Source organism: Streptomyces sp. NPDC012835, assembly GCF_042900885.1.
Classification (GTDB): Bacteria; Actinomycetota; Actinomycetes; order Streptomycetales; family Streptomycetaceae; genus Streptomyces.
In genome coordinates this window covers 366403-389681 of sequence record NZ_JBIBBW010000004.1, presented here as the reverse complement: position 1 = coordinate 389681, position 23279 = coordinate 366403, and the positions used below count along the sequence as shown (strand labels likewise).

The 23279-nt window shown below is 72.9% G+C and carries 19 protein-coding genes; 10 read left to right on the top strand and 9 right to left on the bottom strand.

Annotated elements, in window-relative coordinates; genetic code table 11:
- Positions 1–330 precede the first annotated feature (330 nt).
- The 3 genes from ACFY6S_RS19865 (at position 331) to ACFY6S_RS19855 (ending at position 3062) form a co-directional block, all read left to right on the top strand.
- Positions 331–1413, top strand: a complete 1083-nt coding sequence (locus tag ACFY6S_RS19865) for a PLP-dependent cysteine synthase family protein (protein ID WP_388819836.1) — start codon at positions 331–333, stop codon at positions 1411–1413.
- Between the two features lie 108 nt (positions 1414–1521).
- Positions 1522–2427 carry an aldo/keto reductase gene (locus ACFY6S_RS19860; RefSeq protein WP_388819284.1) on the top strand — a complete coding sequence of 302 codons (906 nt, stop codon included), beginning with the start codon at positions 1522–1524 and terminating at the stop codon, positions 2425–2427.
- A gap of 71 nt (positions 2428–2498) precedes the next feature.
- Positions 2499–3062, top strand: a complete 564-nt coding sequence (locus ACFY6S_RS19855) for a hypothetical protein (RefSeq protein ID WP_388819281.1) — start codon at positions 2499–2501, stop codon at positions 3060–3062.
- Between the two features lie 38 nt (positions 3063–3100).
- On the opposite strand, the gene ACFY6S_RS19850 is transcribed toward ACFY6S_RS19855, so the two are convergent.
- Positions 3101–3616, bottom strand: a complete 516-nt coding sequence (locus ACFY6S_RS19850) for an SRPBCC family protein (protein ID WP_388819278.1) — start codon at positions 3614–3616, stop codon at positions 3101–3103.
- Positions 3617–3742: 126 nt separating this feature from the next.
- Positions 3743–4591 (bottom strand): DeoR/GlpR family DNA-binding transcription regulator, encoded by an 849-nt coding sequence (locus tag ACFY6S_RS19845; protein WP_388819275.1) that lies wholly within the window; start codon positions 4589–4591, stop codon positions 3743–3745.
- Between the two features lie 283 nt (positions 4592–4874).
- Here ACFY6S_RS19845 and ACFY6S_RS19840 point away from each other — a divergent pair, with 283 nt between their 5' ends.
- Positions 4875–7262, top strand: a complete 2388-nt coding sequence (locus ACFY6S_RS19840) for a hypothetical protein (RefSeq protein WP_388819272.1) — start codon at positions 4875–4877, stop codon at positions 7260–7262.
- Here the strand turns inward: ACFY6S_RS19840 and ACFY6S_RS19835 are convergent.
- The 4 genes from ACFY6S_RS19835 to ACFY6S_RS19820 form a co-directional block, all read right to left on the bottom strand.
- A complete protein-coding gene (locus ACFY6S_RS19835; protein WP_388819269.1) occupies positions 7232–9664 on the bottom strand; it encodes a right-handed parallel beta-helix repeat-containing protein in 2433 nt (810 codons plus the stop codon). The genes ACFY6S_RS19840 and ACFY6S_RS19835 overlap by 31 nt on opposite strands.
- A 175-nt stretch (positions 9665–9839) precedes the next feature.
- Positions 9840–10448, bottom strand: a complete 609-nt coding sequence (locus ACFY6S_RS19830; RefSeq protein WP_388819266.1) for a hypothetical protein — start codon at positions 10446–10448, stop codon at positions 9840–9842.
- 131 nt (positions 10449–10579) lie between these two features.
- A complete protein-coding gene (locus ACFY6S_RS19825; protein ID WP_388819263.1) occupies positions 10580–11506 on the bottom strand; it encodes an MOSC domain-containing protein in 927 nt (308 codons plus the stop codon).
- A 72-nt stretch (positions 11507–11578) separates the two neighbouring features.
- Positions 11579–12073 carry a DUF6643 family protein gene (locus tag ACFY6S_RS19820; RefSeq protein WP_388819260.1) on the bottom strand — a complete coding sequence of 165 codons (495 nt, stop codon included), beginning with the start codon at positions 12071–12073 and terminating at the stop codon, positions 11579–11581.
- A 250-nt stretch (positions 12074–12323) separates the two neighbouring features.
- Between ACFY6S_RS19820 and ACFY6S_RS19815 the strand changes: the two genes are divergently transcribed.
- Complete coding sequence (locus ACFY6S_RS19815; RefSeq protein ID WP_388819257.1) at positions 12324–13646, top strand: TerD family protein; 1323 nt, start codon at positions 12324–12326, stop codon at positions 13644–13646.
- A 46-nt stretch (positions 13647–13692) separates the two neighbouring features.
- On the opposite strand, the gene ACFY6S_RS19810 is transcribed toward ACFY6S_RS19815, so the two are convergent.
- A complete protein-coding gene (locus ACFY6S_RS19810; RefSeq protein WP_388819254.1) occupies positions 13693–14961 on the bottom strand; it encodes a glycosyltransferase in 1269 nt (422 codons plus the stop codon).
- Between the two features lie 58 nt (positions 14962–15019).
- Between ACFY6S_RS19810 and ACFY6S_RS19805 the strand changes: the two genes are divergently transcribed.
- The gene (locus ACFY6S_RS19805; protein WP_388819251.1) at positions 15020–15820 is read left to right on the top strand and encodes a glutamate racemase; all 801 of its coding nucleotides are present in this window, start codon (positions 15020–15022) and stop codon (positions 15818–15820) included.
- A 199-nt stretch (positions 15821–16019) separates the two neighbouring features.
- Positions 16020–16580 carry a hypothetical protein gene (locus tag ACFY6S_RS19800; protein WP_388819248.1) on the top strand — a complete coding sequence of 187 codons (561 nt, stop codon included), beginning with the start codon at positions 16020–16022 and terminating at the stop codon, positions 16578–16580.
- A gap of 134 nt (positions 16581–16714) precedes the next feature.
- Here the strand turns inward: ACFY6S_RS19800 and ACFY6S_RS19795 are convergent, their stop codons facing one another.
- On the bottom strand, positions 16715–17800 hold the full coding sequence (locus tag ACFY6S_RS19795; RefSeq protein ID WP_388819245.1) for an O-antigen ligase family protein: 1086 nt from the start codon (positions 17798–17800) through the stop codon (positions 16715–16717).
- Between the two features lie 241 nt (positions 17801–18041).
- Here ACFY6S_RS19795 and lnt point away from each other — a divergent pair, with 241 nt between their 5' ends.
- From lnt to ACFY6S_RS19780, 3 genes are all read left to right on the top strand, one after another.
- Positions 18042–19646, top strand: a complete 1605-nt coding sequence (gene lnt / locus ACFY6S_RS19790; protein WP_388819242.1) for an apolipoprotein N-acyltransferase — start codon at positions 18042–18044, stop codon at positions 19644–19646.
- A gap of 9 nt (positions 19647–19655) precedes the next feature.
- A complete protein-coding gene (locus ACFY6S_RS19785; protein WP_388819239.1) occupies positions 19656–20135 on the top strand; it encodes an NUDIX domain-containing protein in 480 nt (159 codons plus the stop codon).
- Positions 20136–20441: 306 nt separating this feature from the next.
- On the top strand, positions 20442–22208 hold the full coding sequence (locus ACFY6S_RS19780; RefSeq protein ID WP_388819236.1) for a purine-cytosine permease family protein: 1767 nt from the start codon (positions 20442–20444) through the stop codon (positions 22206–22208).
- 52 nt (positions 22209–22260) lie between these two features.
- On the opposite strand, the gene ACFY6S_RS19775 is transcribed toward ACFY6S_RS19780, so the two are convergent.
- The gene (locus tag ACFY6S_RS19775) at positions 22261–23133 is read right to left on the bottom strand and encodes a hypothetical protein (protein ID WP_388819234.1); all 873 of its coding nucleotides are present in this window, start codon (positions 23131–23133) and stop codon (positions 22261–22263) included.
- Between the last annotated feature and the right edge of the window lie 146 nt (positions 23134–23279).

Below are 23279 nucleotides of genomic sequence, written 5' to 3'. Positions count from 1 at the left end.
CCTCAAGGCAGTGTGCACAAGTATCCGGCCGCGCACCAGGGCGCACCCCGCGCAGCGCTCCCGCCCGTCCCGGCCCGTACCCGCGCGCTCCCTCCAGTAGGCATCCCTATGGAACCCCAAAGTCAGCGTTTGCGCAGGTGATGGCGGTACGGTGCGGTCGGGGTCCGGATCGAGGAGTGAGGAACGCCGCACATGACGCACAGAGACGTAGCCGGTTCCGGAGCCGGCGGCGGGGCCGGGTCCGGCGAGGGCGGGACGCGCGCCACGGCCGGACCCGCTGCCACGGGTCCCCTGCCGTCCCCCGACGGCCGCGCCACGGCCACCATCGACATGGACCGCAGCGATCCCGGCTACCGCGCGTGGCTCAAGGAGGCCGTACGCAAGGTCCAGGCCGACGCCAACCGCTCCGCCGACACGCATCTGCTGCTTTTCCCGCTGCCCGAGCGGTGGGGCATCGACCTCTACCTCAAGGACGAGTCGACCCACCCGACCGGCAGCCTCAAGCACCGGCTGGCGCGTTCCCTCTTCCTCTACGGACTGTGCAACGGCTGGGTCCGGCCCGGGAAACCGGTGATCGAGGCGTCCAGCGGCTCGACGGCCGTCTCCGAGGCGTACTTCGCGAAACTGATCGGCGTGCCGTTCATCGCGGTCATGCCGCGCACCACGAGTCCCGAGAAGTGCCGGCTGATCGAATTCCACGGCGGACAGTGCCACTTCGTGGACGAGGCCCGGATGATCTACGAGGAGTCCGCCGGGCTGGCCGCCAGGACCGGCGGCCACTTCATGGACCAGTTCACCTACGCGGAGCGGGCCACCGACTGGCGGGGGAACAACAACATCGCCGAGTCGATCTATCAGCAGCTGAGGCTCGAACGCTATCCGGAGCCCACCTGGATCGTCGCCACGGCGGGCACGGGCGGCACCTCCGCGACCATCGCGCGCTACGTCCACTACATGCAGTACGACACCCGGATCTGCGTCCCCGACCCGGAGAACTCCTGCTTCTTCGACGGCTGGACCCGCCACGACCCCGGTGCGCGCAGCGAGCGCGGCTCCCGCATCGAGGGCATCGGCCGGCCCCGGATGGAACCGAGCTTCGTGCCCGGCGCCATCGACCGGATGATGAAGGTGCCGGACGCGGCGAGCGTGGCCGCCGTACGGGTCCTGGAGCGGGCCATCGGCCGCAAGGCGGGCGGCTCCACCGGCACCGGGCTGTGGAGCGCGCTGAGGATCGTGTCGGAGATGGTCGCCGCCGGCGCCACGGGCAGCGTGGTCACGCTGCTCTGCGATCCGGGCGACCGCTATCTCGACAAGTACTACTCGGACGCCTGGCTGGCCGAACAGGGCCTGGACATCGCCCCGTACACGGTCACACTCGACCGCTTCCTGGCGACGGGGTCCTGGCCGGACTGACTCTCGGACACCTCCCGGGCTCCGGCCGGCGCCTCCCGGCTCCACCGGCACCCGCGCAGAGCGACGGGCGCTCGGTCCGCCGGACAGTCGTACGGTCATACTCCGGCCATGACTTCAGAGATGATCAACGCGGCGTCGGCAGGCACCTGGGAACTCGGCGACCTGAAGGTCAACCGGATCGGATTCGGCGCGATGCGTCTGACGGCGAACGCCGACGGCACCCCGAGCGACCGGGAGCGGGCCACCGGAATCCTGCGCAGGGCACTCGAACTCGGCGTGAACCACATCGACACCGCCGCCTTCTACTTCTCCCCGCTGCGCTCCGCCAATGAACTGATCAACCGGGCGCTGCACCCGTACCGGGAAGGGCTGGTCATCACCACGAAGGTCGGCCCCGGCCGGGACCCTTCGGGCGAATGGGTGTGGGCCACCCCCGAGCTGCTGCGCGGTCAGGTGGAGGAGAACCTGCGCCAGCTCGGCCGCGACCACCTCGACGTGGTGAACCTGCGCCTGCCGCGCAGCGCCAAGGACGCGTCGATCGCCGCGCACTTCGGGGCGCTGGCCGAACTGCGCGACGAAGGGCTCATCCGCCATCTGGGCATCTCCCACGTCCGCGCCCCCCAGCTCGCCGAGGCGAGGTCCATCGCCCCGGTGGTCTGTGTGCAGAACGCGTACGGGATCGGCGCGCCCGCCGAAGAACGCGCGATCCTGCGGTCCTGCGGCGAACAGGGCATCGCCTACGTGCCGTTCTACGCGATAGCGGGGGCGGGGCGCGAAGCCGGGGTGACCGGGAGCGAGCACGCGCAGGTGCTCGCCGTCGCCCGCGCGCACGGCGCGTCGCCCGCCCAGGTCCGGCTGGCGTGGACCCTCCAGCAGGGGCCGCACGTGCTGGCCATCCCCGGCACCGGTGATCCCGATCACCTGACCGCCAACGTGGCCGCCGGGACGCTACGCCTCACTTCGGAGGAAATGACGCTCCTGGACGGGGTGGACCCCGGCCGAAAAGGTGAGTGAACCGGGCGACACCGGCCGGTTCACAAGGGGGCCACTGGCCTCATACAGGTTCGTCGTCCATACTGCCCGCCGTGGAGCAGCGCATAGATCCGAAGATCCAGCCCGAGTTCGCCGTGGGAACAGACCCGGCATACATCCCCGGACTGACGGCCCCCCGCCCCGGGGCGTCGGACACCGCGACGGAGGAGAAGACGGATCCGGCCGTGGAGCCGGAACCCGGGGGCACCGTCCTCGACGACGCCGTCCCGGAGGGAGCCGGCCGGCCGGACGGTTTTGACGCCGAGGCTGAGCCGGAGGAGGAGGCAGAGCCCGAGAAGCCCGAGACAGCGGAGGCTGAGACGGCGGACACCGCGGACGGCCCCGTTTTCGAGGTCAGCGACCGGCGCGGTTCGATCGCGGCCGACCACGAAGGGGTCAGGTTCCGGCTGGACGAGGAAGAGGCCGACTTCCGCTGGGACGAGATCGGCGCGGTGGAGATCACCACCCCCCGGTTCGCCCGGCGGTTCACCGTCACCGTCCACGTCTCCGACCGCCGTTGGTTCACCGCCGAGGTCGAGGCCCCGGCCAGGAGCAGCCTGAAGGAGTGGACGGCGGACCTCGACAAGGTTCTGGACACCTACTTCGAGGAGTCCTGACCGACCGAGGGCCCGGTCACCGATCGGCCAGGAGCTGATCAATCGTCAGGACTGTCCGAAGGGCGCCCGGTTGAGCGGCCGTCCGGACCCCCACCCGGGCGGTCCCCGGGGCGACCGCGCAGCAGACGGTCGACGGCGCGCCCGAACACCACCCGTCCGGTGCGCGCCGTCAGCGGATCGAACAGGCGCGGCAGCCGGCCCACCCGCAGGTCCTCCTCCCAGCACACCCGGGTGACGCCCCCGCCGGCCGCGTCCTCGCGTACCCGGATCTCGGCCCAGCCCGTGACGGCCCTGCCGCGCTTCTCCAGGCGGCAGCGGCCCGGCACGCCCGGCGCGGGCGGCTGCCAGTGGACGACCTCCATCGGGTCGTCGAACGCGGCCGGGCCGATCCCGCTGCGGGCCACGAAGCGCGTCCCGACCCGGGTGGGGCCCGGGGTCACGACGGAGATCCTGGTGAACGGGACCCCGTTGGCGTGCGCGGGCCAGTCGGTGAGCCGCCGCCATGCCTCGTCGGCGAGGAGCGGGGGCGTACGGTCGATACGGAAGACGCTCACCCGGCGATCGTAGGCCGGACCGCGTCCCACGGCCGCACACCGCCACAGCGCGGCGCACGTCCACAGCGGGCCGCCGGCCGCCGGACGTGGTCCGTACGGCCCCCGCAGGACCGTCCGGGCCCCTGCCTAGGGGCGGCCGGGGTCCGCTTCGGTATCCGGGCCCGCCACCACCAGCCCCGGCAAGTGCTCGGTGATCTCCTCACGGGCCCCCTCCGACAGCCCGGCGTCCGTCACCAGGGTGTCGACCTGGCCGAGGGTGGCGAACGAACTCAGCCCGACCTTCCCCCACTTGGTGTGGTCCGCGACGACCACCACCCGGCGGGCCGACCGCATGAAGCGCCGGTTCGTCTCCGCCTCCCCGAGGTTCGGTGTGGACAGACCGGCCTCCACCGAGATGCCGTGCACCCCGAGGAAGAGCACATCGAAGTGGAGCGAGCGGATCGCCAGATCGGCCACCGGACCGACCAGCGAGTCCGACGGGGTCCGCACCCCGCCCGTCAGCACCACCATGGCCGCTCCCGGCCGCGCCCCGCCCGCCCCGCCCGTCTGCTGCTGCGCCGTGTGGAAGACATCGGCCACCCGCGTCGAGTTGGTCACCACGGTCAGCTCGGGAACATCCAGCAGATGACGCGCCAGCGCGAACGTGGTGGTCCCGCCGGACAGCGCGATGGCGCTCCCCGGCTGGACCAGGGCCGCCGCCGCGCGGGCGATGTCCTCCTTGGCGGTCAGCTCCAGCGCGGACTTCGCCTCGAAACCGGGCTCGTGCGTGCTCGCCTCGACCACCGGCACCGCGCCGCCGTGCACCTTCTCCACCACGCCCTGCCGGGACAGCGCGTCCAGATCCCTGCGCACCGTCATGTCCGAGACATTGAGCCGGCGCGTCAGCTCGTTGACACGGACCCCGCCGCGCCGCCGCACCTCGTCCAGGATCAGGGCGCGGCGCTGCTCCGCGAGAAGGCTCTGATTGTCGCTCACCGCCTGGCGGGTCCTTCCGCTTCGTCCATGGGGAACTCATCCTCGCACGGGGACCCGGCACCCGCCCCGGTGGTTGGCGGTGGCGGGGGCAGGGGAGATTCGGTGACGACCGGGTGCGCGACGGCTGTCGTGGGCGATTCTGGTGGGCCGCCGTGCCACCGTTCCGTCTCCGTTTCCGTCTCCGCACGTGCCCCCCGCCCCCGCCTCCGACCTCTGCCCCGTACCGGCCCCTTCCCTCTCCCGCCACCCCCCTGTCCTGTCACCGTGAGAGCGAGCCCCCCAAGTGCCCCCTGACACACCGGAACCGCAGACACCGCAACCACGAAGCGGCGGAGCCGCCCTCGAACTGCTCGTCCACGGCGTCGGCGGGGCCACCCCACAGCAGATGCTCGACGACCCGCGCGCCGTCAGGATCACCGGCGACGAGACCGCCGCCGTGTACCGCCGCCCCGACGACGTCGACGCCGAGCTGCACCCCGAGCGCTACCGCGACCGCCCCATCCCGGAGGCGTACTGCTGGTCCCACCTCACCTCGGGCAACGGCTCACGGGCCCTGTGGCTGCTGCTGCTCCCCTTCATGGTGGTCAACCTCGCCCACTGGATGCGGCCGGCCAGCAGGGGACTCGCCAAGTCCCAGCGGATGTACGGGGTGTTGGTCCGGCTTGTCGCGCTCACCCTCACCATCCTGCTGACGGCCGCCGCCTGCGAGGTCGCCCTCGACCTGACGGCGTGGCAGTGCGCCGGGTCCGCCGAGTGCGTCGCCCACCGCTCCTGGCTCGGCTTCCTGTCACCGGAGCGGCACGGCTGGTGGTCGCAGCCCGGCCGCAGGCTCGCCCTGGCCGCGACGGTGCCGACGGCGCTGGTGGCGCTGTTGTGGTACCTCTCCAACCGGACCTGGAGCGCGTACGAGGCCCAGCGTCCGCCCGGCGACGAACGTCCGAGTGTCCGCATCGGCCCCACCGCCCCCGGGCCGTCCGCCGCCGAGACCGTACGGCCCGCGCTCGGCCGGCCCGGCTTCTGGTACGGCCGCAGGCTCGTCGCCCGGCTGCGCGCCGCGCACACCGCCGCCGGATTCCTCACCGTCGCCGCCGCGCTCACCGCCGCCGGGGCCGCCCACGACCGGCGGACCGGGAGCCTGCCACTGGCGGCGATCGGCGTGCTGCTCCAGGCGACGCTGCTGTGCTGCGCCGCCGTCGTCGTGTGGGTGGTGTGCAGCAGGGGCCGCAGCGAACGCAGGCGCGACGGCTCCCTCGACGGGCTGCTGACCACCCGGCTGCCCGAGGGCTCGCTCGTCGTCCTCGCCCTCGCCGTCGTGTACGCGGGCTGGTCGCGGCCGGACTGGGTCTCCGGCGGCGCGGTCCCCGGCAATCTCATCTTCCGGGGGCTCGCCCTGGCGCAGGTCGTGCTGATCGTCGCGCTCGTCGTGATCGCCCACCGGCTGTACGGCCGTGTGCCGCAGCCGCGCACCGCGATGCGCGGCCTCGGCGGGCCCGCCGTCGCGATGCTCGCCTGCGCCCTGGGCGGCGTGATGACCGGCGGCGTGGCCCAGCGCGTCGCCGACTGGCTGGACGGCGACGCCACCCCCGGCATGGGCGGCGGCCTCATCCCCGGTCCGCCGGTGCTGCTGAGCTGGCAGGCGTCCATCATCCCGGTGCTGATCGTCATGCTGCTGGTCCCGGCGGGCGTGCTCGCCGTCCGCACCGCGCGCACCGCCCGCGCGCTCGTCCCCGGCGTCGAAAAGGAGTACGGCCCGGTGCGCGGCGACACCCTGCGCAGCCGTCAGGTGGCGGGCGCCCGTGCCAGGGCCGCGCTCACCGACGCCATGCCCCGGCTGGTCGGGGTGATCGCCGGCTCCGCCCTGCTGCTCGGCGCCGCCGCCGTCGCCGGATCGTGGCTGAGCGGCGAGGTGCCGGGGCAGGCCGCACGCGGCACCGACTCGTTCGTGGAATCCGTCGCGGACAGCGCGCAGGCGGTCGGCTCCTGGCTGATCGGGCTCGGCTTCGTCCTCTTCGTCACCTGGGGCCGACGTGCCTACCGCGACCCCTCGGCCCGCCGCACCATCGGCATCCTGTGGGACGTGGGCACCTTCTGGCCGCGCGCCGCGCACCCCTTCGCACCGCCCTGTTACGCCGAGCGCGCCGTCCCCGACCTGACCTGGCGCATCGTCGCCTGGACCGGCCGTACCGGCGGCAGACTGGTCCTGTCCGGCCACTCCCAGGGCAGCGTGCTGGCCGCCGCGGCCGTCTGGCAGCTGCCGGCGGCCACCCGCCACCGCGTCGCGCTGCTGACGTACGGCTCGCCCCTGGAGCGGCTGTACGGCCGCTGGTTCCCCGCCTACTTCGGCACCGGCCAACTGGCCCAGTTGTCAGGCGAGGTGCACTGCTGGCGCAACCTGTGGCGGGCCACCGACCCCATCGGCGGGCCTGTCAGAGTCCCCGCCCGAGGCGAGCGCCCCGAGGTCGACCGGGGACCGCTGACCGATCCGTCGGCCTACAGCCGTACGGTGGAACACCCGCTGCCCGAGCCGATCCTCGGGCACTCCGACTACCAGGCCGACCCCGTCTTCGCGGAGGAACGCACCGCACTGCTCGACCGGCTGCCCCCACCACTGCTGCCCCCGCAGCGCGACGAGCGGCGCGCTCAGGACAGTTCGGGCAGATCGTCCGGGTAGAGCAGGGTCAGATCGTCGGTGCTGGTCTGCGGCAGCTGCGCCACCCGGCCGGCGTGCCGCTCCACCATCGACTCGAACGTCTGGCGCGCGGTACGGCCGTTGCCGAAGGCCGGCCCCTTGGGCAGGGCCGTGAAGTAGCTGAGCAGGGCCTCGGCCGTGCCCTCGCCCAGCCGGTACTCCTGCTCGTCCGACTGCTGCCGCACGATCCGCAGCAGCTCCTCGGGCTCGTAGTCGTTGAAGGTGATGGTCCGTGAGAAACGGGACGCCACACCGGGGTTGACGGTCAGGAAGCGGTCCATCTCGGCGGTGTACCCGGCGACGATCACCACCACCGCCTCCCGGTGATCCTCCATCAGTTTCACCAGCGTGTCGATGGCCTCCTTGCCGAAGTCCCGCCCGGAGTCCTCGGGGGAGAGGGCGTACGCCTCGTCGATGAACAGCACCCCGCCGCGCGCCCGGTCGAACGCCTCCTGGGTACGGATCGCCGTCGACCCGATGTGCTCGCCGACCAGGTCCACCCGGGAGACCTCGACGAGATGGCCGCGCTCCAGCACCTTCAGGGAGTGCAGGATCTCGCCGTAGAGCCGGGCCACCGTCGTCTTCCCGGTGCCGGGGTTGCCCGTGAAGACCAGATGGCGGCGGACCGAGGCCGCCTTGAGGCCCGCCTCCTTGCGACGGCGGCCCACCTCGATCATGTCGGTGAGCGCCCGCACCTCGCGCTTGACGCTCTCCAGGCCGACCAGCGCGTCGAGTTCGCCGAGGACGTCCTCGGCGTCACGCGCCGTCGTCGCGGGCGCGGTGTCCGGCGCCGCGGTGACGGTGGCGGGGGCCGGCGGAAGCGCGCCGAGGAGTCCGGGGGAGGACTGCCGCGCGGTCAGCGTGGCCGGAGCCTCGGCGGCCGGGGAGGACGCGCCGGGGGACGGCGGGGCCAGCACACCGCTCTCGTCGCTGGTGCAGTCCTCGGCGGTCGGCCCGTCCTCGGCGAAGTCGTACCCACCGCGCGCGCACCGCTCCGTACGGCACCGGGTGAGCGTCGTACGGCAGCCGTCCATCACATGGAAGCCGTATCCCCCACTGCCCGTCACCCGGCAGTTGTGGAAGGTGCCCCGGCCCTCGGCGGAGACGTAGAAGCCGGCCTCGGCGGTCGAGGTCACCGTGCAGCGCTCGATGGTGGGGTCGGCGCCCTTGGTGACGATCACTCCGGTCTGGACGGTGTCGATCGTGCAGGAGTTGAGGGTGCCGCCGCTGCCGTGGTCGCGGAACCAGGCTCCGGTGGACGCCTCCCTGATCCGGCAGTCGTCGAGCTGCGCGGTCGCGCCGTCGCTCACGGACACCGCCGTGTTGCGCACCTGGGAGATGTCACTGTCGACCACGTCGGCGCGGGAGCCCCGGTCGAGGACGAACAGCGCGTCGGGCACGTCGTGCACCCGGCAGGAGTCGAGCACGACGGTCGCGCCGTCACTGATCCAGACCGCCGGATAGTCGCCCGTGCTGTCGTGGATCTCGCACTGGTTGGCGTCCACCCGGGTCCCCGGATCCCAGACGGAGAGTCCGTTGCGCCCGAAACGGCGCACCGTGGAACGGGTCAGGGTCAGCACCGAGCGGGAGCGCAGATCGACCGCGTTCTCCGGGATGTCATGGATGTCGCAGTCGGAGAGGGTCAGTACCGCGTCGGTGTCCAGGGTTATCCCGTCGGCCGACGTGCGGTGCACCGAGGAGTCGGTGAGATGGGCGGCGGCACGGGACGCGATCTGCACACCGGTGCCCTTGATCTCGTACACCTCGCAGCCGATCGCCTCCAGGCCGCTGCCCTCGCCGGTCACCGAGAGCCCGGAGCCCGAGGCGTGGTGGACGCGGCAGCGCTCCAGCCGGGGGTGCGCGCCGCCGCGCACGGAGATGCCGGCCTGCCCGGCCGCGACGATCTCGCACTCCTCGAACACCCCGCCCGCGCCGTCGAGCACCCCGATGCCGACGCCGGCCGGATTGTCCACCGTGCAGCGGCGGACGGTGGGCCTGGCGGCTCCGCGCACCTCTATGCCCGCAGCGGAGCGGGTCACGATCCGCAGATCCGCCAGATCGGGAGTGCCGTCCTCCACCAGCAGCGCGGGGGCCGTCGCGTCCTGGCCCTCCACATGCAGGTCCTGGACGGTGGCCGAGGCACGCACCGTCAGGGGCACGCCGTCGGCGGGCGCGATACGGACGGAGCCGAGCGAGCCCTCCGGGCCGCGCAGCGTCACCGCCCGGGTGACCACGAGGTTCTCCCGGTACGTGCCCGGCGCGACGGTGAGGATGTCGCCGTCGCCCGCCGCCTCCAGGGCCGCGGCCAGAGAGGCGTACTCGCCCGTGCGGCGGCGCCAACGGGATGTGCCGGTGTGCGTCACCTGGACCGTGCCCTGTGCCATGGCGTTGTTCTGTCCCCACCTCGTGCGATTGCCCGTGCCGTGCCGTTCCGGGGGCCTGCCCCCGTTTCCCGGCCTGGGCTGCGGACCGGGCGGCACCACCGTAGCGCGCGTGGCGCCGCGCAGTTGACGCGAGAGCCGGGTCCGGCCCGGCCTGCGACGGTACCGGGCGGGCGGCTCAGCCGCCCGCCCCGGTGCGCCCCCAGTCGGGACCGGTCCGCGCCCACGCCCGGTCCAGCCGCTCGTACCGCCGTTGTACCAGACGCCATACGATCAGCCGTCGGCCGCACTCCACCAACGCGACGGCCAGCACCGCCGATCCGAAGCCCGCGAGGGCGGAGTGGACCCGGGCGGCGGTCGCGGTCATCGGGGCCCGTGCCTCGTCGCCCTCCCGGTCGGTCCAGAAGACGAAGGTGTCGCCGGGGCGCGGCGCGCGCAGTGGCGAGGAGAGCGTGCCGGTGCGGGCCGACCCGTCCGGCGCGCGCCAGGTGGCCACCACCCGGCGGCCCGGGTCGCGCTGTTCGGGCGACTCGACGTCGTACACGATCATGCCGCGCTCCTTCGGGACCGCGACCACCTCGGCCTTCGTACGGTGCCGTTGTTCCTGCTGGAGCCGTACGGTCTCGAGCAGCGAGGCGTCGATCGTGTCCGCGCAGACCAGGCCGACCGCCGGCGCTGCCAGCGCGATCAGCACGGCGGCGGCGAGTGCCAGCCATGCCTCGACGAGATCGGTGCGGCGGCACAGGGGGTTGCGCCGCCAGCGCCGCAGTCCCACGATGGTGCGCACAGTTCCGCACCCCCTTCCGCACTCCGTTGTAGCCCCGGGCCACCGAGAACGCGTGCGACGGCCGGGAAGAGAGAGCAACCTCACCCGGTCCTCAGCGCCGTCCTTTCAGCTGCCACACCGCCCCAACAGACTTACCGCGCGGCGCCGTTGGGAGGACCGGCGGGAGCGGGGGCACGGCGCTCCAGGACGGTCACCGGGTCGCCCGCCCGCAGGGTGCCGGTGCCCTCGGGGACCAGATTCTGCCCGAAGACCAGCCGGCCGTCGAAGCGCCGGTGGCGGCCCAGGGTGCGCAGCGGTTCCCGGCCGCGCTCGGCCGTGCGCTGGTCCGTGGTGGTGATGACACACCGCCCGCAGGGCTTGGCCACCCGGAAGGTCACCTCCCCGACGGCGATGCGCCGCCAGCCGTCCTCCGCCCAGGGCTCCGTCCCGGCCACCACCAGATTGGGCCGGAACCGGTCCATCGGCAGCGGCGCCTCCGCCGGATGATCCCCCTGCCGCACCAGGGCGTTGAGGGCGTCGAGGGACGCGAGCGTGGTGACGAGCAGGGGGAACCCGTCCGCGAAGCTGACCGTCTCCCCGGGCCGCCCGTAGTCCGGATCGACGGGCCGCCGCCGGGCCGGGTCGTCGAGATGCACGAGCCTGACCTCCACCCCGAGGTACCTGCTCAGCCGACGGTGCACATCGCACGGGCCGGCGGCCGCCGGCACCGACTCGACCCGCGTCCCGAAGATGTCCACCACCGTCGTGCCGACGGCCGCGCCCCCGCCCGTGGTCCTCCCCGCCGGGCCTCCCGCCGGCGGCACCGCGACCGTCAGCGGCTCCAGACCCGGGCCGGACAGCCGGACCCCGCCGTCCGGCCGCGGCTCGACCGCGATGAGCGCCAGCCGCGGCTGCTGACGCTGCGTGACCGCCTTCCCCGTTCCGTCGATCAGCGTCCAACGCCGGTCCCCGGCAAGCCCCCACGGCTCCACGACGGCGCCGGCCGGCGTGTGCCCGGCCATCGACTTGACCGGATGGACCCACAGGGCGTGCAGAACGGCGTCGGGCGGCTTCGGCATGACGCCATCCTGCCACCGGCCCTCGATCTCCGGCGGCCCGGACCACCGAGGAGCGCGGAACGGTGGCTCCGGTCAGTACCCCCGGGTCTGGTAAGGCCGGTTGTACGGGTCGTCGTACGCGGCGGGCTGCGCGGGCACGGGCCGGGGGGCCGCGGGACGCATCGCCTCGTAGCCCGTACCGGGCATCGGGCGCTGCGGCTGCTGCTGGGGCTGCTGCGCCTGCGGGTAGGGCTGGCCCGGGTAGCCGCGCGGCGCGCTCTGCTGCGGAATGTACGGCGCCGGTGCCTGCTGGAGCGGCATGGGCTGCGGCGCCGGCTGCATCTGCTGCTGTTGCTGGTAGCCGCCGCCGTACGACGGCATGGACTGCGACGGTCCCGACGGCAGCGCCGGGAGAGCGGCGGGCAGGGCCGGCAGGTAGCTGTTGTTCGTGTCGTACGCGGCGGGCACTCGGATCGGGGCGATCTGAGGCGTGCCCCGCTCCGCGACCAGGGAGTCGTAGATAGGGGTGTCCGGGAAGGACGGCGCGGAGTAGTAGCCGCCGCCGTAGGTGGAGCGGGGGGAGGTCATGGAACATAAGTTAAGCCACGGTGCGCCGGGTTGGGGAGTCGGTAAGGCGCTTGTTTTGGGAGGTGTGGGTGACTTCGGATCCCCAATGCGAGCGAACTTGGGAAAATCGGTCGTCTTCGCGTGTTTGGATCGTGTAAAGGGCGAGCTGACGGTGGGTTACCGGCGGGTCCCGCCGGGGTCCGCCGGGGCTGCGCCGATTAGGTTGGACGGATGGAATCCTCGGGCGCCGCGACTGATGATGGGGGCGATCATGTCCATGCTTAAAGGAGCGAATCTTCCGGTGTCCGCACCGGCTGTCCGGGTGGAATTGGGATGGGGTTCAGGACCGGGGGTGCCGGACGTCGACGCCTCCGCGCTGCTCCTCGTGTCCGGCAAGGTCCGTTCCGACGCCGACTTCGTCTTCTACAACCAGCCGGAGCACACCTCGGGGGCGGTACGGCACGAGGGGAAGCGGTCCGGCGGGAACGGCTTCACCGACACCCTCGCCGTCGACCTCACGCGCGTGGAGCCCACCGTCGAACGGATCGTCCTGGCCGCCTCGGCCGACGGCGGCACCTTCGGCCGGGTGCCGGAACTCCGGGTGCGGGTGCTGGACGCCGGGGCCGGGACCGAGATCGCGCGGTACGAGAGCCACGACGCGAGCGTCGAGACGGCGTTCGTCCTCGGCGAGCTGTACCGCCGTCAGGGACAGTGGAAGTTCCGGGCGGTGGGACAGGGCTACGACAGCGGACTCGCCGGTCTGGCCACGGACTTCGGGATCTCGGTCGACGAACCGGCCGGGCCGCCCGCGCCGCCGGCTCCCGCAACGCCCCCCGCTCCTCCCGTACCACCACCCGCCGCCGCCCCCGCGTACCCGCCCGCCCCGCCGTCACCGGCACCTGCCGCCACGCCCGCGAGCCCGCCAACGGCCCCGCCGGCCCCGCCGACCGCTCCCGTACGGCTGAGCAAGGTGACGCTGACCAAGGAAACCCCGTCCGTGTCCCTGGCGAAACAGGGCGGCACCTCGGGCATCATGCGCGTCAACCTCAGCTGGCGGTCGCGCAAACAACTCAAGGGCTGGGGCGCCAGACTCGGCAGCGCCTTCGCCGCGCAGAGCGAACTCGATCTGGATCTGTGCGCCCTCTATGAACTGACCGACGGCCGCAAAGGTGTGGTGCAGGCACTCGGCAATGCCTTCGGCGCACTCGACAGGCCGCCGTACATCCATCTCGACGGCGACGACCGCACCGGCGGGTCGGACAGCGGAGAGAACCTCACCGTCAACCTGGATCACAAGGACCGGCTGCGCCGCCTCGTCATCTTCGTGACCATCTATGAAGGCGCGAGCAGTTTCGCGGATCTCGACGCGACGGTCACTCTTCAACCGCAGCACGGTGCTCCGATCGACTTCTCGCTCGGGGAATGCACCGTTCCCTCGACAGTGTGCTCGCTGGCGCTGATCACCAATACCGGCTCGGATCTCGTCGTCCAGCGCGAAGCGCGCTTTCTGGTACCCGAACGCGGCGTGAGCCCGCAGCGCACCATCGATTACGCCTATGGATGGGGCATGAACTGGACACCAGGGAGGAAGTGACCTACGCCGAAGACCGGCCGGATGCGGGCGCCCGCGACCGGCCGGTCTACGCCGGGCCCCCCGCGGCCCCGGTGTCACCGGGGTCCGGGGCGGCATTCGGACGGGCATAGGTGCGGCCCTTCCAGGCGGCGCCGCGCCCCCGGTAGTGCTGTACGGCCGAGTCGACCGTCATCAGCAGATACAGCGACGCCGTGAGCGGCAGGACCGGGGCCTGCCACAGCGAGAGCCGGTAGTAGCGCAGTATCGGGATGTACGTCCCCGTCATCACCGCCCACGCCGTGAGCCCCAGCACACCCGCCACCGCGTCCCCGCCGAACACCCCGGCGCAGAACGCGACGGGCGGCGCGAGATATATCACCGCGAGCCCCGCCACCGTCCCCACGAGAACCAGCGGATTGTGTCGGAGCTGGGCGTACGCGCTGCGCGAGACCATGCGCCACAGATCGGCCAGTTCCGGGTACGGACGGACGCTGTCCACCCGCTCCGCCAGCCCGAGCCAGATCCGGCCCCCGCCCCGCCGCACCGCCTTGGCCAGGGAGACGTCGTCGATGACGGCCTGGTGGAACGCGTCCGGCACCCGCGCCCGCACGGCCGTCTCCGTGCGCAGCAGCACACAGCCCCCGGCCGCCGCCGCTGTCCGGCCGCCGGGCCGGTTGATCCAGCGGAACGGATACAGCTGCGCGAAGAAGTACACGAACGCCGGCACGACGAGCTTCTCCCAGGCGCTGGCCACCCGCAGCCGCGCCATCTGCGAGACCAGGTCCAGATCGTGTGCCTCGGCGGCGACGACCAGCTCCCGCAGACTGTCCGGCTCATGAGCGATGTCCGCGTCGGTGAGCAGCAGGAAGTCGGGGGCGCGGGCGCCGGACCTGGCCAGCGCGATGCCGTGCCGCATCGCCCACAGCTTGCCGGTCCAGCCCGGTTCCGGATCGCCGGGCGACGCCACCGTCAGCGGCAGACCGCCGTACCGCGCGGACAGTTCACGGGCGAGCGCGCCCGTACCGTCCGAGCTGCCGTCGTCCACGAGGAAGATCTCGGCCTCTCCGGGATAGACCTGGGAAAGGAGGGACGGCAGTGACTCCGGGAGCACCGCCGCCTCGTCGCGCGCGGGCACCACGACCGCGACGGACGGCCACGGGAGCGCCAGGTCGTCCTGGCCCAGCTCCTTGGGGCGCCTGAGACGCTCGTACTCCGCCCGCGCTTCGCCCCCGCGTCCGGGCAGCCGCTGATCGGTACGCCAGAAGAACCCCTGACCCAGCAACAGCCAGCCCCAGGCGGTCAGCGAACCCACGGCGATCCAGGCAACGGCACTCATTCGCCGCAGTCTGCACCACGACGCGCTGACCGCAAGTGCCGTCGACTATGGTGACCGGGTGAAGATCGCGCTCATGGACTCCGGAATCGGCCTGCTCGCGGCGGCCCGCGCGGTTCGGGGACTGCGCCCCGACGCCGATCTCGTGCTCTCCTCGGCCCCCGACACCATGCCGTGGGGGCCCCGCACTCCGCAGGACGTCACCGAGCAGGCGCTCGCGGTGGCCCGCGCGGCGGCCGAGCACCGCCCGGACGCGCTCATCGTCGCCTGCAACACCGCCAGCGTGCACGCCCTGCCCGCGCTCCGCGCCGAGTGGGAGCCGCTGCTGCCCGTGATCGGCACGGTCCCGGCGATCAAGCCCGCGGCGGCGGGCGGCGGGCCGGTCGCGATCTGGGCGACCCCGGCGACCAGCGGCAGCCCCTACCAGCGCGGCCTGATCCGTGACTTCGCCTCCCATGTCCCGGTCACCGAGGTGCCCTGCCCCGGTCTCGCGGACGCCGTGGAGCACGCCGACGAGGCGGCGATCGACCGGGCCGTGGCCGCGGCCGCCGCGCGGACGCCGCACGACGTGCGGACCGTCGTCCTCGGCTGCACCCACTACGAGCTGGTCGCCGACCGCATCCGCACGGCCGTCCAGCGGCCCGGCCTGCCGGCCCCCCGCCTCCTCGGGTCGGCCGGCGCCGTCGCCGCCCAGGCCCTGCGCCGTATCGGAGAGCCGGCCGCCGACCCGGCGGGCGACCCCGCCGAGCGGCCCATGGCCCGGCTGACGGTGCTGCTCGGCGGAGTGGAGAGCGAGCTTCCGGCCAACGCGCTGGCCTACGCCGAGGGACGGCTTCTGACCGCCGTGGGACAGCCGCGCTGACGGAGGCGGACGCTTGGCTACGGCTACGGCTACGGCTACGGCTACGGCTACGGGTGCGGACGCCGTGCCGCGAGCCGTGAGCCGTGGTCCGGGCGCGTGCCGGGTGCCCTGGGGGTGAGCCGTGGCCGGGTGACCGTATCCCCCCGTCCGGCGGTCCACAGCGCTCCCGTACGCCCGGAATCTGAGTACGCTGCTGGGCATGAGGGAGCACCCCCGGCAAGAGGGCCACTCCGCTGAGCCCCCGCCCGAAACCTGGACCGGCCGAGCGACCAACCGCGCGCAGTGGCTGCTGGCAGCCGCGGGCGCCGCGTGCGTCGCGCTCGGTGTGGAGCTGGCCGTCGACTCCAACTGGACCTCCGGAATCGCCGCGCTGCTGATGTCCGTCGTCGGCTGCGTGGCGGCCGGTCTGCTGATCCTTTTCGGCACGCTGGCCTTCGTGCACGTGGCCGTCCGGATCGAGGGCGACTGCCTGGAGGTGCGCTGCGGGCACATGGGCCTGCCGCGCCGCCGCATCCTGCTGGCCCACGTCGTGGACGCCGACTTCGTCCCCAAGGTCACCCCGCGCCAGTGGGGCGGCTGGGGATACCGCTGGCGACCCGAGATGGGCACGGCCGTGGTGGTGCGCAGGGGCGAGGGCGTGGTCCTCAAGCTGGGCGACGGCCGGATCTTCACGGTGACGGTGGACGACGCCGAGGCCGCGGTGCGGGTGATCCGCGGCCGGCTGCGCCCGCTGCCCGAGCCGGACCCGGCGGGCGTCTGAGCGGTGCGGCCGCCCAGGCGCCCGGACGCCGGCCCCTTCCGTACCTGACCCTGACGGGCTCGCGGCCCCTCCGCGGAGGCCGATGCGGCGGGGCCGCTCCATCGCCGCCGCATCGGTCTCCGGTCCGTCCCCGGTCAGGCGCGGGCGGTGCCCCGGCTGTCCTGCCACACCGCCGGTGCGACGGGCGGTGGTACGACGGTGGGCCGCGCCGTGGCCAGTCCCGCGAGGAGTCCCGCGCCCGCAGTCACCGAGGTGAAACTCAGCGCGTCGCCCACACTCGCCAGCGCGGCCACCCCCGTCAGGGCGGCTCCGGCGGTCAGGGCCACCGGAGTGGAGCAGGGCGAGCGGCCCAGCGCGATCAGCAGCCCGATGAACACCGCACCCAGCAGCACAAGCCCCACCACGCCCTGTTCCGCCGCCTGCTGGAGCGGCGCCGAGTGCGGCTTCCCGTCGTTGACCAGCGACTGCGCGGCGGCCGGGGACAGATCGCCGAACCGGTCGGGCCCCACACCCAGCAGCGGACGCTCCTTCGCCAATGCCACCGCTTCCTCCCACAGCCGCACCTGATGCCGGCCGAGCTGCCCCTCCAGCGAGACCGACAGCCCCTCGGGCAGCGCCCGCTCGGCCACCGCCCAGTCTGTTCCGGCGACCACCGCCGTCAGCAGCGCGAACCCGGCGAGCCAGACCGCCCGGCGCCGCACCCGTTCCGCCGCCAGCGAGCACAGCAGGACACCGAGCGTCGCGAGGAAGCCCACGACGGACCCCAGCACCACCGCGACGCCCGCGATCACGAACGCGAACAGCCACAGCGCCGACCGCGTCCGCGCCCGCCGGGCCGCCGAGGCCGCGCAGCACGCCGCCCCGGCGGCCAGCACCAGCAGCGCGGCCACCGCGCCCGTGCCGCCGGGCGGGGTGGCGGCCGTCAGGGCCGTACCGAACGCCCCCTGACTCGATGCCACCGCCCCGGCCAGCCCCAGCAGCGCCATGGCGCCGGAGGTCGCCACCGGCACCAGCGACCCGGAGATCCGGCCGCAGACATACCCCGAGGCGACGGCGAGCACGGCCAGCAGCACCCCCTCCGGCCTGCCCCCGCCCGCCGCCGCGCTGATCAGCGCCCACGCCGCGCAGCCGCCGAGCATCGCGGCGGCCAGCACGTCGGCGGCTCTGCCCCGGTCCCGTGCCGCCTCCGGCACCGCGGGCCGTTCCACCGGTGCGGCCATCGTGTCCCACCCCTCAGCTGTGCCAGGTCCTGTCCCACGACGGCCGGATTCGGCCAAGTGGCATGGACTGGCGCATACGGTATCGGCAGGAACATGGTTTTGTGGAGGGAATGCGAAGCTTCATCGCCGGCCGGAGGAGGCCCGTGCGGCGGCGGCCACCGCCCCTCGCGCGGGTTCCTCGCGCGCGGAGGCGAGCCGGTCGCACCGACCGGAGGAAGACCGTCCACGTAGACTCCGCCGAGTGAGCGCCACCATCACCACCGCCGAACCCACCCCCTCCGCCCCCGCGCCCAGCGGCGGGCGGCGCCTGCTGCGACGGCTGGTCAGGCCCGGTGGGGCCGTACTCTCCGGCGTCCTGCTCTACGCGAGCTTCCCGCCCCGCTCCCTGTGGTGGCTGGCCCTGCCCGGCTTCGCCCTGCTCGCCTGGAGTCTGTACGGGCGCCGGCTCCGGGCCGGCTTCGGCCTCGGCTATCTCGCCGGACTCGGATTCCTGCTGCCGCTGCTCGTCTGGACCGGCGCGGAGGTGGGCCCCGTACCGTGGCTCGGTCTGGCGGCGGTCGAGGCGCTGTTCGTCGGCGCGGTGGGGCTCGGCGTCGCCGCTGTCAGCCGGCTGCCCGGCCGGCCCCTGTGGGCCGCCGCGGTGTGGATCCTCGGCGAGGCCGCGCGGGCGCGGGTGCCGTTCGGCGGCTTCCCCTGGGGCAAGATCGCCTTCGGCCAGGCAGACGGTGTCTTCCTGCCGCTCGCCGCTCTCGGCGGCACCCCACTGCTCGGCTTCGGTGTCGTCCTGTGCGGCTTCGGACTGTACGAGGTGGTGTGCCGGGTCCTCGCCTACCGCGCGACGGGGCAGGTGCCCCGCACGGCGGTGACCGCCGCAGCCGTCTCCGTCCTGGCCCCGGTCGCGGGCGCCCTCGCCGCCCTGCCGCTGGTGAGCGACAGCGCGCAGAGCGGCACGGCGACCGTCGCCGCGATCCAGGGCAATGTGCCGCGCGCCGGGCTCGACTTCAACTCCCAGCGCCGCGCCGTACTCGACAACCACGTCCGCAGGACCGAGCAGCTCGCCGCCGACGTGCGGGCGGGCAAGGTGGCCAGGCCCGACTTCGTGCTCTGGCCCGAGAACTCCTCGGACCTCGATCCGTACCGCAACGCGGACGCGCGGGCGGTCATCGACCGGGCCGTGAACGCGATCGGGGTGCCGACCGTGATCGGCGCCGTGCTCGCCCCCGACACCGGCAAGCTGCGCAACACACTGATCCGGTGGGAGCCCGGAAGCGGCCCGACGGCCACCTACGACAAGCGGCATGTGCAGCCGTTCGGCGAATACATCCCGATGCGCTCCGTCGTCCGCCTCTTCAACTCCGATGTCGACCGCGTCCAGCGGGACTTCGGACCGGGGGACAAGGTCGGGCTGTTCGACCTCGCGGGCACCAAGGTGGGGCTCGCCACCTGCTTCGAGGCGGCCTTCGACGGAGCCGTCCGCGACCCGGTCGAGGCGGGCGCCGAGCTGATCGCCGTACCCAGCAACAACGCGACCTTCGACCGCAGCGAGATGACGTACCAGCAGCTCGCCATGTCGCGGGTGCGCGCCGTGGAGCACAGCAGGTCCGTGGTGGTCCCGGCGACCAGTGGGGTCAGCGCGATCATCCGGCCCGACGGCACGGTCGTCCGGCAGACGGCGATGTTCACGCCCGACGCGCTCGTCGAGACCGTACCGCTGCGCACCTCGCTCACGCCCGCGACCCGTCTCGGCGCCATCCCGGAAGGGTTGCTCGCGGCCGTCGCCGCCACCGGGATCGGCTGGGCCGTCCTGCGTTCCGTACGCGACAGGCGCCGTACGCAGGCCGGTTAGGGTCGTTTCATGGGAACTCCTGACTTCATCGAACGGATCCGGGCCACGGCGGGCCACCAACTGCTCTTCCTGCCGGGGGTGAGCGCCATCGTCTTCGACGACGAGGGCCGCGTGCTGCTCGGGCGCCGAGCCGACACGGGGCGCTGGTCGATCATCGGCGGCATCGCCGAACCGGGCGAGCAGCCCGCGGTCACGGCGGTGCGCGAAGTGTACGAGGAGACCGCCGTGCGCTGTGTGGCGGAGCGGATCGTGCTCGTCGAGACGCTGAAGCCGGTTGTCTACCCGAACGGGGACCACTGCCAGTTCATGGACACCGCGATCCGCTGCCGGGCGCTCGGCGGCGAGGCGCGGGTCAATGACGACGAGTCCCTGGAGGTGGGCTGGTTCCCGGTCGACGCGCTACCCGACCTGCCGGAGTTCGCGATGTTCCGGATCAAGCAGGCGCTCACGGACGAGCCGGCGTGGTTCGAGCCGGCCGCCGCGGAATGACGCACACCTCCTGACGGCTGACGCACACCTCCTGACGAGCGGGCGGCGGGCCCCACGGGGACCTGGCGGTGCGGGCGTTGCCCTTTTGCCGGGCGTTCTTTTTCTCAGGTGCTCATGTGTCTTCTCCCGGCCTCCCGGGACCACTCGGAAACGCGGCTGTGACCTGCGGACCGTGAGCGGGTAACACGCACTGCCTAACGTGCCGCGGTGGGAACGGCGTTGAACGCGCGGTCGCCACGGGGTCGTGCTCGCTGCCCGGGGTCCGGGCCCCGGCGTCGCGCCCTCATCCCCCACAGGAGGCGTGACATGAGCATCGAATCGCGGCCTACGGCGGCGCCCGCCGGCGCTCCGTCGGAGGCGGCTCCGCAGGGCGCTTCACAGGCCGACGACCGAAGTTCCGAAGCCGCACGCTCCGGGGATCCGCGGGACGGGGCCGCCGGGCCGGCCGATGGTGCGGGCGGCGGCGCCGACCGCGCCGTCAGCGAGACGCTGGAGGACTACACACTGCGGTTCGCCCCGCGCCGCTACCGCCGCTGGACCCCGATGGTCGTGGCCACGACGGCGCTCGGCGGCATCGCGTACCTCGCCGACTTCTCCATCGGCGCGGGGATCGGCCTCACCCACGGCACCGGGAACGCGCTGGCGGCCATCGCCCTCGCCGCCGCCGTCATCTTCCTCACCGGTTTCCCGCTCGCGTACTACGGCGCGCGCTACAACATCGACCTCGATCTGATCACCCGGGGGTCCGGCTTCGGGTACTACGGCTCGGTCCTGACCAGCGTCATCTTCGCCAGCTTCACCTTCATCTTCTTCGCACTCGAAGGCTCGATCATGGCCCAGGGACTGAAGCTGGGTCTCGGACTGCCGCTGTGGCTGGGGTACCTGGTCTCCACCCTGATGGTCATCCCCCTGGTGATCTACGGGATGAAGGCGCTCAGCAAACTCCAGGTGTGGACCACACCGGTCTGGCTGCTGCTCATGGTGGGTCCGCTGCTCTACCTGGTGAGCACCGATCCGGGTACGGTCACCCGCTTCCTCGCGTACCCGGGCGACGGCGGCGACGGCGGTGTCAACACGGCGTCCGTGCTGCTGGGGGCGGGGGTGTGTCTCTCGCTGATCGCCCAGATCGGCGAGCAGATCGACTACTTGCGCTTCATGCCGCCCAAGTCCCCGGCGAACAGGCGCGCCTGGTGGACCGCGGTGGTGATGGCCGGCCCCGGATGGGTGGTGCTGGGCGCGCTCAAGCAGGCCATGGGGGTGTTCCTGGCGGTGTACATCCTCTCCGAGGTGGGCCCGGCGGCGGCCACCGAGCCCATTCAGCAGTTCCGGGGCGCCTTCGACGCGATGATGCCGTCGTGGCTGGTCGTACCGCTCGCCGTGGTGCTCGTCGTGATCAGCCAGATCAAGATCAATGTGACCAACGCCTACTCCGGTTCGCTGGCGTGGACGAACTCCGTCACCCGGGTCACCCGGCACTATCCGGGCCGCATGGTCTTCGTCCTGGTCAACCTGACGTTCGCGCTGATCCTGATGGAGGCCGACATGTTCAGCTTCCTCAACGACATCCTCAGCTTCTACTCCAACTGCGCCATCGCCTGGATCGTCACCGTCGCCACCGACATCATGGTGAACAAGTACGTGCTGAAACTGTCCCCCCTGGCCCCCGAATTCCGCCGGGGCATGCTCCACGCGGTCAATCCGGTGGGTGTGGTGGCCTTCGTCGCCGCGTCCGGGCTGTCGATCGCCATGTACTTCCACGCGCTGGGCGACAGGCTCCAGCCCTACTCGCCGGTCGCGGCCGCGCTGATCGCCTTCGTCGTCACCCCGCTGATGGCCGTGGTCACCCGGGGCCGTTACTACCTGCGGCGCGCCGACGACGGTATCGACGAGCCGATGCTCGACGAGGACGGCAACCCCAGCGCGGTGCGGTACGAGTGCCACGTGTGCCGGCAGGAGTTCGAGCGGCCCGACCTGGCCGCCTGCCCCGCGCACGACGCGGTGGTCTGCTCGCTGTGCCTGAGCACCGACAGGTCCGGCGCGCATCTGCTCCCGGCCGGGCCCGCCACCGGATGACACCGCGCCGTGCCGACTGCCCGTACCGACTGCCCGTACCGACCGCCGCCGGTCAGCCGTACTGAGCGGAGTACTCCCAGGACTGCGTCGCGGGCGCGTTGCTCCACTGACTGACGATGCCGTTCCAATCGGTCCCCGCCGTCGTGGTGTTGTCCCACGGCGGCGTGTGCGGCGGGGCCTGCTGCCACGAGATGTCGTCGTTGGGCCGGGGGCCGGGAACCGCCTGGCCCGAGGGGGCGCCGGGGGAGTGCCCGCCCTGCTCGGCCTGGACCGCGTCGAGCCGGCGGTGCCGGCCCGCCCGGTCCTCGTGCGACGCGGGCTGGTTGAGCCGGCCCTCGGCGGTGAGCTTCTGGGCCCGCGCGATCAGTTGGGCGAGGTCGAGCCCGAACTCCGCCGCCAGGGACGTCAGATCGAGGCCGGTGTGCCAACTGCCCACCAGGACCGCGTCCAGCGCGGCCGACCAGGTGGACTCCGCCGCGGGCAGCGCGGGGGCCTGCGGGGACTGCCCGGCCTGTGCGGCCTGCCCCGGGTGCGACGGAACCCCCTTCGCCTGCGGTCCGGTGGACTCCCCGGCCTCGGCCGCCGGCCCGGCGACGGTCGCCCCGCCCGGCGGCTCGGGCCGGCCCTGGGGCTGTGAACGGGGCTGCCGTTCGGCCGGCTCGACGGCGAGGAGGCACTCGGCGACCGTACGGGCGTCGTCCTTGCCGACCGTGCGCCGGGCGATCCGTACCTCGCGCTCCGTGAGCCCGAGCAGATCCGCCACGGCGCCGTCACTGCCGACGGTCACGGCGAAGGCGGCGAGCATCCGTGTCCGGGCGGCCTGCGCCTCGTCGAGGACGCCCTGCGCGTCCCGCACCTGGTCGTCGCTGCCGCAGAACGCCACGGCGAGTACGGAGTGACGCTCCCACAGCTCTCTGGGTTCCATGTCAGGGTCAACGTTCCTGCTGCACTTATGGGTCGTTTTGCCGCTATACATCACCAGATTGAGTGGTATGGATGACAAATAGCCAATCGGCCTAGAGAGTCGATTCTGCGCGCGGCACCCCGGCCGCCTTCCGTGTTCCACTCGGC

Excerpts from the sequence above, each read along its gene's own strand:
- ACFY6S_RS19865 (WP_388819836.1), top strand. The coding sequence starts at position 331 with ATGGACCGCAGCGATCCCGGCTACCGCGCGTGGCTCAAGGAGGCCGTA.
- ACFY6S_RS19860 (WP_388819284.1), top strand. The coding sequence starts at position 1,522 with ATGACTTCAGAGATGATCAACGCGGCGTCGGCAGGCACCTGGGAACTC.
- ACFY6S_RS19835 (WP_388819269.1), bottom strand. The coding sequence starts at position 9,664 with ATGGCACAGGGCACGGTCCAGGTGACGCACACCGGCACATCCCGTTGG.
- ACFY6S_RS19825 (WP_388819263.1), bottom strand. The coding sequence starts at position 11,506 with ATGCCGAAGCCGCCCGACGCCGTTCTGCACGCCCTGTGGGTCCATCCG.
- ACFY6S_RS19820 (WP_388819260.1), bottom strand. The coding sequence starts at position 12,073 with ATGACCTCCCCCCGCTCCACCTACGGCGGCGGCTACTACTCCGCGCCG.
- ACFY6S_RS19815 (WP_388819257.1), top strand. The coding sequence starts at position 12,324 with ATGTCCATGCTTAAAGGAGCGAATCTTCCGGTGTCCGCACCGGCTGTC.
- ACFY6S_RS19810 (WP_388819254.1), bottom strand. The coding sequence starts at position 14,961 with ATGAGTGCCGTTGCCTGGATCGCCGTGGGTTCGCTGACCGCCTGGGGC.
- ACFY6S_RS19800 (WP_388819248.1), top strand. The coding sequence starts at position 16,020 with ATGAGGGAGCACCCCCGGCAAGAGGGCCACTCCGCTGAGCCCCCGCCC.
- ACFY6S_RS19795 (WP_388819245.1), bottom strand. The coding sequence starts at position 17,800 with ATGGCCGCACCGGTGGAACGGCCCGCGGTGCCGGAGGCGGCACGGGAC.
- ACFY6S_RS19785 (WP_388819239.1), top strand. The coding sequence starts at position 19,656 with ATGGGAACTCCTGACTTCATCGAACGGATCCGGGCCACGGCGGGCCAC.
- ACFY6S_RS19780 (WP_388819236.1), top strand. The coding sequence starts at position 20,442 with ATGAGCATCGAATCGCGGCCTACGGCGGCGCCCGCCGGCGCTCCGTCG.
- ACFY6S_RS19775 (WP_388819234.1), bottom strand. The coding sequence starts at position 23,133 with ATGGAACCCAGAGAGCTGTGGGAGCGTCACTCCGTACTCGCCGTGGCG.